This is a genomic window from Rhodococcus sp. RCBS9 (assembly GCF_029457415.1).
GTDB lineage: Bacteria > Actinomycetota > Actinomycetes > Mycobacteriales > Mycobacteriaceae > Rhodococcus_F > Rhodococcus_F qingshengii.
In genome coordinates this window covers 2,843,264-2,855,983 of record NZ_CP120422.1, presented here as the reverse complement: position 1 = coordinate 2,855,983, position 12,720 = coordinate 2,843,264, and the positions used below count along the sequence as shown (strand labels likewise).

General features: G+C 62.7%; 11 protein-coding genes. 7 read left to right on the top strand and 4 right to left on the bottom strand.

The window, feature by feature from the left end:
* Nucleotides 1–10: 10 nt before the first annotated feature.
* Nucleotides 11–1,213, bottom strand: a complete 1,203-nt coding sequence (locus tag P0M12_RS13450) for a cysteine desulfurase-like protein (RefSeq protein WP_007731767.1) — start codon at nt 1,211–1,213, stop codon at nt 11–13.
* A gap of 132 nt (nt 1,214–1,345) precedes the next feature.
* Between P0M12_RS13450 and P0M12_RS13445 the strand changes: the two genes are divergently transcribed.
* From P0M12_RS13445 to P0M12_RS13420, 6 genes are all read left to right on the top strand, one after another.
* A complete protein-coding gene (locus tag P0M12_RS13445) occupies nt 1,346–1,915 on the top strand; it encodes a bacterial proteasome activator family protein (RefSeq protein ID WP_003943894.1) in 570 nt (189 codons plus the stop codon).
* 64 nt (nt 1,916–1,979) lie between these two features.
* Entirely contained in the window at nt 1,980–2,852 is an 873-nt protein-coding gene (locus P0M12_RS13440; RefSeq protein WP_064442976.1) for an ABC transporter permease, read from the top strand.
* Between the two features lie 9 nt (nt 2,853–2,861).
* Complete coding sequence (locus P0M12_RS13435) at nt 2,862–3,668, top strand: ABC transporter ATP-binding protein (RefSeq protein WP_007731776.1); 807 nt, start codon at nt 2,862–2,864, stop codon at nt 3,666–3,668.
* A complete protein-coding gene (locus P0M12_RS13430; protein WP_007731778.1) occupies nt 3,665–4,561 on the top strand; it encodes a glycosyltransferase family 2 protein in 897 nt (298 codons plus the stop codon). The genes P0M12_RS13435 and P0M12_RS13430 overlap by 4 nt, the downstream gene beginning before the upstream one ends.
* Nucleotides 4,562–4,735: 174 nt before the next feature.
* Nucleotides 4,736–5,806, top strand: coding sequence for a ribosome small subunit-dependent GTPase A (gene rsgA, locus P0M12_RS13425; protein WP_277377849.1), 1,071 nt, complete (start codon nt 4,736–4,738; stop codon nt 5,804–5,806).
* 46 nt (nt 5,807–5,852) lie between these two features.
* Nucleotides 5,853–6,680, top strand: a complete 828-nt coding sequence (locus P0M12_RS13420; protein ID WP_065455073.1) for a class I SAM-dependent methyltransferase — start codon at nt 5,853–5,855, stop codon at nt 6,678–6,680.
* 3 nt (nt 6,681–6,683) lie between these two features.
* On the opposite strand, the gene P0M12_RS13415 is transcribed toward P0M12_RS13420, so the two are convergent.
* The gene (locus P0M12_RS13415; protein ID WP_277377848.1) at nt 6,684–8,558 is read right to left on the bottom strand and encodes a glycosyltransferase; all 1,875 of its coding nucleotides are present in this window, start codon (nt 8,556–8,558) and stop codon (nt 6,684–6,686) included.
* A gap of 59 nt (nt 8,559–8,617) precedes the next feature.
* Nucleotides 8,618–9,427 (bottom strand): glycosyltransferase, encoded by an 810-nt coding sequence (locus P0M12_RS13410; RefSeq protein ID WP_054827093.1) that lies wholly within the window; start codon nt 9,425–9,427, stop codon nt 8,618–8,620.
* A 145-nt stretch (nt 9,428–9,572) separates the two neighbouring features.
* Here P0M12_RS13410 and P0M12_RS13405 point away from each other — a divergent pair, with 145 nt between their 5' ends.
* Entirely contained in the window at nt 9,573–11,783 is a 2,211-nt protein-coding gene (locus P0M12_RS13405; protein WP_277377847.1) for a hypothetical protein, read from the top strand.
* Here the strand turns inward: P0M12_RS13405 and P0M12_RS13400 are convergent.
* Entirely contained in the window at nt 11,738–12,718 is a 981-nt protein-coding gene (locus P0M12_RS13400) for a Gfo/Idh/MocA family oxidoreductase (protein ID WP_007731789.1), read from the bottom strand. The two genes, P0M12_RS13405 and P0M12_RS13400, sit on opposite strands and share 46 nt — an antisense overlap.
* Between the last annotated feature and the right edge of the window lie 2 nt (nt 12,719–12,720).

The following is a 12,720-nucleotide window of genomic DNA, read 5'->3' as shown; positions in this document are numbered from 1 at the left end:
GCGGGATCGATCAGCCCAGGGCGCCGAGTTCGGCGACCAGCTGATTGATCTCGTACCGCGTCGTGTACGGCGCAAGGCCGACGGTGACCGCGCCGCCTTCGTCGTTGACACCGAGGGCGTCGAGCAGCCTGGAACCGCCGTGCGTACCGCTGACCGTCGCGATGCGCTTGTCGGCCAGATGCGCGGCGACCTTGTCTGCCGCCATGCCCTCGAGCGTGAAGCTGAGCGTCGGCACCCGCGTGGGTGCGCCGCCGATCACCATCACGTTGGGTAGGGCTGCGAGAGAACGCATGAGGTGATCGAACAGACCGTCCTGGTAGTCCTGCAGCGAGCTGATCGAGGTTTCGAGGCGCTCACGCCTGGTTCCCGTTGCCGATTCGTCCAAGCCCGCCAGGAAATCGATCGACGACGTGAGACCGGACAGCAGCGCGAACTGATGACCGCCCACCTCGAGTCGCTCGGCGCCACGCGCGTACGGGTTGAGCGACACGGCCGGAATTCGGTCGAGCAGTCCGGGATCGCGGAAGACGAGTGCGCCCACCTGCGGACCGCCCCACGACGGCGCGCTGACGGCAACGATGTCCGCCCCGAGATCAGCCATGTCCACATGCGCATATGGCGCTGCACCGACGGCGTCGACCACCATCAGTCCGCCGAATTCGTGCAGACGATCAGCTGCGGCGCGGACGTTCGGAGCCGAACCGACGACCGGTGATGCGGCCGTCAAGGCCACCAATCGAGTGGTCGAGGTGATGAGATCGTTGAACTGCCAACTCGGGAGCTCACACGTTTCGATTTCGACCTCTGCCCATCGCACCTGAGCGCCGTAGCGACTGGCCACACGAAGCCAGGGCGCGACGTTCGCCTCTTCGTCGAGGCGCGAGAGTACGAGACCGGTTCCGAGGCCCAACCGCGAACTGAGCGACTCGGCGAGCCAAGCCAACAACACCGCTCGGTCTGATCCGAGAACGACTCCCGCAGGATCTCCGCCGACCAGATCGGCGACCGCGGTGCGCGCACTCTCGAGAATGGCAGCACTACGACGGTTCGAGACGTGGCGACCGGAGGAAGAAGATGCAGAGGCACGGAACGCGGTGGAGACCGTCCGCGAGACGGCGTCCGGGATCTGCATTCCGGCCTGCGGATCGAGGTGGATCCAGCCGTCACCGAGTGAGGGAATCAACCCCCGTACGCGGGCAACGTCGTAAGCCATGCTCGACACTCTAGGTGCAGACGCCCGCTTAGTCGAAGGCAGTCACCCAATTACCCGTCAGTACAGTTATTCGATAGCTAACTTTTTGGGGGTTACGCGGCGTTTGTCGCCCACACACGACAAGATGGAAGCATGACGAACCCCGACAAAGAGCAGGTACTCGTTATCGGACCCGACGGTCGACCCGTCGCGATGCCGGCGGCCGAGGCAGAGGCCTCCACCTCCGGCACCACCGAAGGCGCGGAATCCGAAGCCGAGTCCGTCGCCGAGATGGTCGAGCAGCCGGCGAAGGTCATGCGAATCGGCACGATGATCAAACAACTCTTGGAAGAAGTGCGCGCCGCGCCGCTCGACGACGCCAGCCGCAAGCGCCTCAAGGACATCCACACCTCGTCCATCCGAGAACTGGAACAAGGCCTGGCACCCGAACTCCGTGAAGAACTCGAGCGACTGAGCCTCCCGTTCACCGACGACTCCATTCCCTCCGACGCCGAACTGCGAATCGCGCAGGCCCAACTCGTCGGCTGGCTCGAAGGACTGTTTCACGGAATTCAGACCGCACTGTTCGCGCAGCAGATGGCAGCGCGCGCTCAGCTCGAACAGATGCGTCAGGGCGCACTGCCTCCCGGCATGAGCATCGGGGCTCCGCATTCGCCTGCCCATCCGGACCAACAGAGCCCAGGAACCGGCCAGTATCTGTAACTCGGACCACCACGAAGTCCGCGGGAAATCCGGCGCCGACGCCAGGCCGGTAGGCTCGACCTCCGTGTCAGCATCCGCAATCGAATCCGAGACGCCGGACGCACCCGCGCCCGTGTCCGACTCCCAGACGTTCCGTCGTGCGTTCAAAGACCTTCGCGACGGTCTGAATCAGCGTGAGTTGTGGCTCAGCCTCGGCTGGCAGGACATCAAACAGCGCTACCGCCGGTCGGTGATCGGACCGTTCTGGATCACGATCGCCACCGGCGTTCAGGCCGCCGCGATGGGTCTTCTGTACTCCGCGTTGCTGAACATTCCGCTCAAGGAGTTCCTGCCGTACGTCACGGTCGGGCTGATCGTGTGGAACCTGATCAGTGCAAGCATTCTCGAAGGTTCCGAGGTCTTCATCGCCAACGAGGGCCTGATCAAGCAGTTGCCGTCGGCGTTGAGTGTGCACGTATATCGCCTGGTTTGGCGTCAGGTGCTGTTCTTCGCGCACAACTTCGCGATCTACATAGTTCTTCTGTTCGCGTTCAGTATCTGGCAGAACATGAGCTGGACGGCGCTCGCGGCAATACCGGCATTCGTGCTGATCGTCGCGAACACGCTGTGGGTCTCGATCGTCTTCGGTATCTTCTCCACCCGGTACCGCGACATCGCCCCCATCCTCGGCAGCCTCACCCTGCTGCTGTTCGTGCTGACGCCGATCATGTGGACGACGCAGGCTCTCAAGGACCAGGGTGGGCAAGCCATGGAACGGGTCCGGCTTGCCGAGCTCAACCCGCTGTACCACTACCTCGAGATCATCCGAGCACCACTCATCGGAGCCGACCAGCAGGCATACCACTGGTACATCGTCATCGCCTTCACCGTCGTCGGCTGGGCCGTCGCGATCCTGGCACTCCGCAAGTACCGGGCACGCGTGCCCTACTGGGTCTAGAGGAAACACATGAGTCAGCCAGTCAGCATCCACACGCAGAACGCGTGCGTCGACTTCCCGATCTTCGACGCGAAATCCCGTTCGCTCAAGAAGGCCTTCCTCGGCAAGGCCGGAGGATCCATCGGCCGCAACGACTCCGATGTCGTCGTCGTCGAAGCGCTCCGCGACATCACGATGACGCTCAAGGAAGGCGACCGCATCGGGCTCGTCGGCCACAACGGCGCCGGCAAATCCACCCTGCTGCGCCTGCTCTCCGGAATCTACGAACCGACCCGGGGATCCGCCAGCATTCGCGGACGCGTCGCACCCGTCTTCGACCTCGGTGTCGGCATGGACCCGGAAATCTCCGGGTACGAGAACATCATCATCCGCGGCCTGTTCCTTGGTCAGACCCGCAAGCAGATGCTCGCGAAGATGGACGAGATCGCCGAATTCACCGAACTCGGTGAATACCTCTCCATGCCACTGCGTACCTACTCCACCGGTATGCGCGTTCGCGTTGCCATGGGCGTCGTGACCAGTATCGATCCCGAGATCTTGCTTCTCGACGAGGGCATCGGTGCCGTCGACGCGGAATTCATGAAGAAGGCCCGCATCCGGCTGCAGAAGCTGGTGGAACGCTCCGGCATCCTGGTATTCGCCAGCCACTCCAACGAATTCCTCGCTCAGCTGTGCAACAGTGCGATGTGGATCGACCACGGCCAGATCCGCATGCAAGGCGACATCGAAGACGTCGTACGCGCCTACGAAGGTGACGACGCCGCCGAACATGTGCGCCACGTGATCAAGGAAATGGAACGGGAGAACACCCCGTGAGCGCACCCGAGAAAATCATCGGGGTCGTCGTCACTCACAAGCGTCGTGAACTGCTGGCCGAATCCTTGAAGGTTCTCAGCACCCAGTCGCGTCCGCTCGATCATCTGGTTGTCGTCGACAATGCCGACGAAGCCGATGTGAAAGAGCTCGTCGACAACGCTCCACTGCCGACCAGTTACATCGGTTCTCAGCACAACCTCGGCGGTGCCGGAGGATTTGCTCTTGGCATTCTCTACGCGCTTTCACTCGGCGCCGACCGCGTCTGGCTCGCCGACGACGACGGCCGCCCGGAGGGGCCTGAGGTCCTGGAAACACTGCTCGACTGTGCAATTCGGAACGACCTGGCCGAGGTCTCCCCCGTCGTCTGCGACATCGACGACCCCGACCGCCTTGCCTTCCCACTTCGCCGCGGCACGTCGTGGCGCCGGTTGCGTTCCGAGCTCGGCGACGAGGATCTCCTGCCCGGCATCGCGTCCCTCTTCAACGGCGCACTGTTCACCGCCGACGCGATCGATGCCGTCGGAGTTCCGGATCTACGCCTGTTCGTCCGCGGCGACGAGGTCGAGGTACACCGTCGCCTCGTGCGCTCCGGCCTGAAGTTCGGTACCTGCCTGCAAACTGCTTATGTCCACCCCAACGGCGCGGACGAGTTCAAGCCGATCCTCGGCGGACGCATGCACACGCAGTACCCCGACAACGACACGAAGCGCTACTTCACGTACCGCAACCGTGGATACATCCTCTCCCAACCGGGAATGCGGAAACTGCTTCCGCAGGAATGGGTTCGGTTCGGCTGGTACTTCCTGATCACACGCCGCGATCCGGCCGGACTGCGCGAGTGGATGCGATTGCGCAAGCTCGGCCGGGAAGAGAAGTTCGAACGTCCGAGTTAAGTCGGCCGCCCCGAGTTAATTCAGTTGCACAGTCGCGTCTGCGGCTGAGACGATTCTGATCCGACGCATGGTGCGTCCTGAGATTTTCGAGGAGTGAGTATTGATGACTGTCGTGTTCCGCAGTTTCAGCACCGTCAACATTCACACTTCTTCGTACTCGAGGACACACTCACCATGCCGGAAAACAGCGCGCCCCTGACCGAATACGGTTGGAACGCAACACTCTCGAACACATTCACTGCCCTGGCCCCACCGGACTCCGCACCCGGGCGCGTTCTTCGCGCCGACCGGGGGCGGTGTGACGTGGCCGTCGCCGAAGGCACAGTTCGCGCACTCAGCGGCAGCGATCCACTCTGTACGGGTGACTGGGTCGCCGTGGCCGAGTTACGGGACTCACGCGAACCCGAGATGCACACGGTCACTTCGATACTCCCTCGATCAAGCAGCATCGTTCGATCCTCGGCATCCGGAAAATCGGAAGGCCAGATTCTGGCGGCCAATGTCGACACCGTCGTCATCGCCACGGCTTCGGACGGCGACGTCGATCTCGGGCGCATCGAGCGACTACTCGCACTCGCCTGGGAAAGTGGTGCAACCCCTGTCGTCGCACTCACCAAATCGGATGCAGCTCACTATATCTCCGACACTCTCGCCGAGGTCACTGCCATTGCGCCCGGCGCAACAGTGCTGGCCGTCAGTGCCGAGACCAACGAAGGAATGGATGTACTCGATGCAGTTCTGGACGGCACCGTGGCGATACTCGGTCCATCAGGCGCCGGTAAGTCGACGCTCGCGAACGCCCTCCTCGCGGACACCACAGACGCCGATCGACTCGAGACCGGTCGCGTTCGGACCGGTGACGGAAAGGGACGCCACACCACCGTCACCAGAGAGTTGATCTCATTCTCCGGCGGCCGGACACTGATCGACACACCCGGCCTGCGAGGGGTCGGCATGTGGAACGCGGCGGAGGGGATCGACAAGACGTTCCCCGAGATCGAGGAGCTGATTGCAGAGTGCCGGTTCTCCGATTGCGCACACAACTCCGAGCCGGGATGCGCAGTCCTGAGCGCACTCGGGCGTGGCGATATCGATGAGCGGAGGCTCGCGAGCTACCGGAAACTACAGCGAGAGAATGCATGGAACGCCGCGCGAAGCGATGCTCGTCTGCAGGCAGAGAGGACGCGGGAGATCAAGGTGATCTCCCGACAACTCAAGAGTCACTACCGCGGTCGGGACCGGTAGCGAACAAAGCCTGGCAGCATGGGGGTGATCCCGACGAGAGGTTGCCATGTTCGAGCAGTTCCGTTCCAGCGCCAGAACCAAGCTTCAGCGTGCGGTATCCGAGGTGGTCGAGGCCGCCGACCGGCGCAACGCAGATCGCACGCAACAGATCCTCGACGCGCTGGCACTTTCACGTGACGAACTGGCCGAGGCCCGCGGTGACATCGCGGGCCTCCGGTCCAGGATCGACGAGCTGGAATTTCGCCAGCGTCGGGATCTGGCCTACGCCGTGGATCTGGAAGCGACAGCGTCGACTGCCGAGTTCATCCTCGAACACCTTCGAGTCGCGGAGACATTCGGCCACCCGCACGACACGCTGCGCCACGCATTGGGCTTGATCGAAATACCCGGCATGGCACTCGAATTCGGCGTCGCCAGCGGAACCACACTCAGGATCGTCGCGGAGGCTTTCACCGAACGCGAGGGGACCGTCGCAGGTTTCGACGTGTTCTCCGGCCTTCCGGAGACCTGGCGCACCGGGTTCCCGGTCGGCGAGTTCGCACAGGAATCCATCCCCGAAGTGCCTGGAGCGCAACTTGTTCCGGGCCTCTTCGAGGACACCTTGCCCTCGTTCCTGAACGACGAACCCGGCCCCGTTGCGTTCCTGCACCTCGACGCCGATCTCTACTCGTCCACCAAGACGGTGCTCGATCTCCTCGGCGACCGCCTGGTACCCGGGTCGATCGTCGTCTTCGACGAATTCTTCAACTATCCCGGGTGGCAGCAGCACGAGTACCGGGCGTGGACGGAGTTCGTCACACGCACCGGCATCTCGTTCGAATACCTCGGGTACACCGTCGACAACGAGCAGGTCGTCGTCAAGATAGTGCGCTGAGGCTCACTTCTCGTACAGTCGAGCCCAGTTCTCCCGACTCGTGAGCTGCGGAAACTCGCGAGCGAATGCTTCAGCCACACTTGGTGCTTCGGCGAGGAACCTCTTCATGACGCCGGCGAGGCGGCCGCTCATCTCGGCGGCCTTCTCGCTGTCGAAGCGGCGTTCACGCACGCCTCCCTGCGAAGCATCGGTGACGAAGACGTGATCGAAACGTCCGACGTGCCACCACTGCGCGTCCTCGTACGAAATCGCCACCGGACCTCGCTCGAGGTGATTGCGAGCCTGCATCACAACGCGTTTCGCCAGAACGAGGTCCGTCCACAAACCGGGTTTCGGGCTGGGCGCAACGCGGCGGATCGGCAACCTGCCCGGCAGCTCCGACGCCGGGCGGGTCACAGTCTCGGGGAAGCGCTTACGTTCCTGGTTGATCGCGGCAAGCGCCTTCTGCCCACCGTCCGCCAAACCTGCCGGCCCCTCGAGGAATCCCTCGATCGCCCGGAGTTGCGTATGTGCAAGGCCGTACTGCAAACCCACGATCGAGTGCGAAATATCCCGGGAGAGCTGCTTCGCGAGGGTTTTGGGTGCAAACCCTGGGTCCAGCGCAGCGGTGATCAGACCGTTGCGCGTACTGAAGTAGTGCGCGAAACCGTCGACGTCCTTCCAATAGAAGTCCGCATGCCACACAGCAGCCGACGGCAACGTGATGGTGGGAATCCCGGCCCGCCCGGCCCGCAAGCTGTACTCGACGTCGTCCCACTGGAAGAAGACCGGCAGTGGCAAGCCGATCCGCTCGATGGCTTCAGCAGGAATCAGGCAAGACCACCAGCCGTTGTATTCGGCGTCCACGCGACGTTCCGGCAGTTTCTCGAGCACACTCCGGTTACGAACACCGTGCTCATCGGTCGGTACACCACGCTGAAGCGTGCCCAGATCCACGCGTTCACCCGAAGCCAGCAGGTAGTCGGGGTTGAACAGGAAGAGCATCTGGGCACCGATCAACGCCGGCTCCGTCGTCATGTTCGCGAACGCACTCAGTCGAAGAACCGATTCGGGCTCGCACAGAATGTCGTCGTCCATCAAGATCACGTCGGCGTGCGGCCCGGCCGCCGAAGCCTCGTACAAGCCCCGCGTGAACCCGCCCGCACCACCTAGGTTCGCCTGCCGCAGATATTGCAACCGCGAACCGAACTTCTTCGACACTTCCTGGAACAGCTCACGGCTCTCTACCGGATCCGTTCCCTGATCGACGACGTACAGAGCGTCGAGCAACGCGAGTACACGCTCGTCGGACGCGAGGGCCTCGACCGTGCGCGCACAGTCGTCCGCACGATTGAACGTGCAGATCGCCACGGCTACCGGGCGAATCGACTCCGGCGAGACGACGGTCCATTCCACATCGTCGACCACTGCGCCGCCACCCTGCGCTTCGAACTGCAGCCACAGTGCCCCGCCGTCGACGAAAGTATCGAGCGGGGCAGTCATGGACACTCGCTCGTCGCCGGTCACGACGACGTTCGTCACGATACGACGGTGGCCACCGATGTCCGAGGCCTGGATCTGGATGCGGCAAGCGGTATCGGCCACGACATGTGCAGTGACGGTGACCTCGGTGACATTGGTCCAGCGCTGCCAGTAGCTGGCCGGAAAACGACCGAAGAAGGTATTGGTGTGCGCGACCGCGCCCGGCTGAAGCCGCAACTCGAACCGCGATCGCGTCGACATACCGACCTTGGTCACCGCATACAGTTCGTCACTGGCGACGGGCGAAGTTCCGGTGAACAACGTCCGCTGCGCCAGCAGTCGATCCGACGTCGCGCAGCGTTCGATCAACTCGACTCCGGAATCGGACTGGTCATCGGTCGTGTTCACGGTATCCACGCCCCGCAGGGTATCGCGAATCCGCACCTCGGCGCCCCGGGCACCGAGTCACACCAGGTCTACCCGTGATTACTCACTGCAGCGGCGGAGCGCAGCTCGGTCTTTCGCCGACGAAGCGACAACAGACCCTTCGCCATCTGGACCACGTCCTTGGGCGAGATACGGCTCGCGTGCGCCAGATGATCGTCGCTGAGTCGGATCGGGACCTCGACCGGGCGCACCCCAGCCAATTCGAGCGCGTAGTCCAATTCGGTGGTGAAAAGGAATCCACGCTCGGTCAGCGAGGGTGCGATTCGACGTAGCAAGACACCGTCGACGATGAAAGTTCCCTGGGGGTCGCCCGTGCGGGTACCCAGCACCACCCGTCGCAGCGTCGCGAATCCACCCGTCATCACCGAACGCAGCAAGCCACGTTCCACCTCTGAGTCCGAATGAGCCTTTGAACCGATGACCACCGGCGGGACGGACCCTAGATCCGCCATCACGCGGTCGGCGCCTTCGATGTCACCGAAACCGAACGGAAGGTCGTCCGCGGTGAGCAACACGCGTCGTCCACGAGAAGCAAGCGTCCCGGCGCGAAGCGCTGCGCCCATCCCTTTGTCGCTGCTCATCGGCAGGAAGGTCACTCCAGGCCAAGACCAGGAAGCTGCCAGAGCAGCACACACGTCGGCAGTGTTGTCCGTCGAACCGTTCTCCACGACGATGATCTCGACCTGACCGGCGCTCTCGGCCGGGCGGCTGGTGAAGTACTCGGCGAATTGACGCACCGTCGACTCCAGCACCTCGCCTGAGTTGTATGCGGGGATGATCACCGAGAGTTCCGGCGTAGCTGGTTCCCCACGAACGGGTTCCGTTCGCGATGTCGCCACGTCCCGATCTCCTTACTTCCCCGACTGCAGTTCGAACTCGTCGGAATACTACGCTCCGAGAAACAAGGCGCAGCCCAGGCTCCGAGAAAAAGAGCACGACCCAGGCTCCGAACAACAGCCATCGACTCGAAGACGAAAGCACATCGTGAAATCTGACTTACCGCTCGCACAACGCGTGGTGCCGCCAATTCTTCTCGCCGCTCTGGTGTCGATCGTCGCCGCCATCCCACTGATCTCCAATCGGTGGTTCTACTACTGGGACGACAGCGCAGCAGCTTTCACGCCTGGTTGGCACACGATCGGCGAGCGAATCCTGTCCGGGTCATGGCCGACGCTCATCCCCGAATTGTGGGCCGGCGGCAATGTCACAGCCGAAGCCCTTTACGGGACATACAATCCCGTGATCCTTCTGGATTCGGTTGCCATTGCACTCATTCCGAACCTGGGAATCGGAATCACCCTGGTCAAGATGCAATTCATGGCGATTCTCGCGGTAGGCGTTTATCTGGTGGCCCGCCAGTACGGCGCCAATCGGTCGATGGCTTTCATCGCCGGATTTGCCATGCCGTTCGCCGGATACACGCTCTATTTCGACGCCTCCAGTTGGGCGTCCGGGCTGATCGCCTTCGCCTGGATCCCCCACGTCTGGTGGTCTACCCGCGCCAGCGCCCTCGGCCGAGTGAACCCCCTGGTACCGATCGTTTTCGGCTATCTTGCGATGACCACCGGAAACCCGTACGGCGCTGTCGGTGTCGCGGTCGTCTACCTCGCTGTCATAGCGGAATGCATCGCAATCAAACGCGCAGGCAGCATCAAATCACTGATGATCAGCGCGGCAGCGATCATCATGATGTCGCTGATCGTGTATCTACCGTTGCTCTTCACCACCGGCGTGTCGGTGCGTACTCAGTCCGGAATCGCGAACGACGGTTCGCTTCGACCCGATCTCGGTGACCTGCTCAACCTCTCCGGCCCGTCGAACCAGCCGTACGTCACCGCTTTCGCTTCGCCTGCCATGACGATTCCGCTGGTGTACCTGGCTTGGTTCCTCATACCGCTCGCACCGTGGATTCAGTGGAAGTCACTGAAGAAGTTGGGCCGCCACAGCGTCTCGCTGTTCGTCTTCGGCGGAATTTACGTCGTACTACTTCTCGGACCGTCGAATCTGTGGCTTTTCCGTTGGCCCGCGCGACTGCTCGAGTACGGTCAACTGCCCGCCATCGTGGTCACGGCGGTCGCCCTCTCTGCCGGACTGCATCGTGATCGAATCCGGACAAGATCAATCATCACCGCGGGATTGTTGGCACTTCAGTTCTATCTTGCCTGGTCGAATGTCCCGGAAGACATCGGTATTCACTCGGCATCACTGATAATCACCGTGGTTCTCACCGTCTTCGCGTTGGTCGTGGCCTACCGAAAGCCCCGCTACCTCGCCGGTGCACTCGCTGTCGGCATCGTCGTCGTGCTCAGTGCTCAGACCAATTTCTGGTTCACCGGAAACTACAACGTGACACCGTGGAAGTTCCCCCGGCAGGTGGCATTCCTGGAGTCCAAGTTCGAGGACCGTTACCAGGGAACCACTTTCGCGATTGCCGACCCCGTCAACATCCCGCCGGACAACGAAACCGGGCAGTGGGGTGACCTCCTGTTCGGCAACACCTGGCAGCCTGCCGGAGTCAATGCCGTCAACAGCTACGCCGGAATCAGCTACAACGATTTCGTTCAAGCACTGTGCTTGAACTACTACGGCGGTGTCCAGTGTCCGGACGGCGTCGACCGACTGCTCGCTGAGTCGCCGGGAACGGGTGTGTCCTGGCTCGACGCGATGCGAGTCGACACGGTCGTCGTTCAGAATTCCGGACCGTACGGCGGAAAACGCGCCCTCGACGCCCTACCGGAGGGCGAGTGGACCGTATCGCCGGATCGGGTGGTCACGGTCGGCCATCGCACCACCGAGCATCAGTGGCCCGACGGTCGCGTATCGGCAACGACGCCTGGTCTCGACGTGCGTGGCGATGCCGCCGCTACGGACACCAGGGAAACCGTCGAATACACCGGATCAGGCACGGTCACATTCGCCCTGCTGGCCTGGCCGGGTTGGAGCGCGACCGTAGATGGTCAGACGGTCGAGACGAAGGCCAGCCCCGGCGGGTTGTTGCAGGTCGATCTACCGCCGAGTGCCACGTCCGGATCCGCCCTCACCATCGAATTCAGTCCACCCGGAAGCACTTTCGGCTGGACTGTCGCCGGCGTCGGATTGCTCCTGGCACTGTCTCAAGGAGCGTGGGCCTTCCGACGCCGACGCAGCGGTCAGGACGACAACGCTGCAGCCAACGCAGATTCCGTCACCTCGTGAACCGCGCGGTGAGCGGGCAGAATCGACGCTCGCTCACCGTCTGCGTCACCGGTGCCCTGCACCAATCCGAGGAAATGCGTCAGCTGCGCGGCAAGCGGTTCCTCGCTGTAGCGGATCGTCGGAATTTCGATGACCGTCTGCTGCTGGTAGCCGTCCCGATCGGTGGGCATGTTGTCGTCGATGTGCCGGTAGATCGTGATGTCGCGACGCAAGAGATCGATCTCGATGAGTCGATCGGCCTCGAGCAACGACAGCTGGCGAATCTTGCGCTGACTGATCCGGCTCGCGGAAATCGTTGCAACAGCACCTGATCCGAAGCGCAATACGGCGTCGGCGCAATCTTCCGACCGGTTCTGCACGGATGTCGGGTGGAAGTAGCCGAACTCCCCTTTTGCCAAACTGGGTTCCGAGCCGGCAAATCCGATGGCAAGGTCGATATCGTGAATCAGCAGGTCCGTCGCGACACCCGTCGGAATGCGGGAAACGAACGGCGAGTGGCGGATACCGTTCACCTGCCACACATCGCCGGAGAACTCACGGGCGGTGCGGACAGCGGGATTGAACCGTTCGAGCAGTCCACACATCAGGGGAACACCGGACGCGCGCGAACGATCGACCAGGTCGACGCTCTGCTCGTACGTCGCAGCCAACGGCTTCTCCACCAGGACAGGCTTCCCCAGATCGAGAACCCGCCCGGCCAACTCGTAGTGCGCCGGCGTAGCAGCGGCGATCACGACGGCGTCGATACCGTCGAGCGAGTCGAAATCGGCGGCCCAACGCGTATCGAACCGCGCAGCAACAGCTTTGCCCTGCTCCTCGCGCGGCTCGATCAGCAGATCCAACTCGCACAGCGGCGACTGCGCGATGACCCGCGCATGCAGCGAGCCCATCTGACCGGATCCGACAAGAGCGATACGTGGCTTGCTAGCAGTCATTT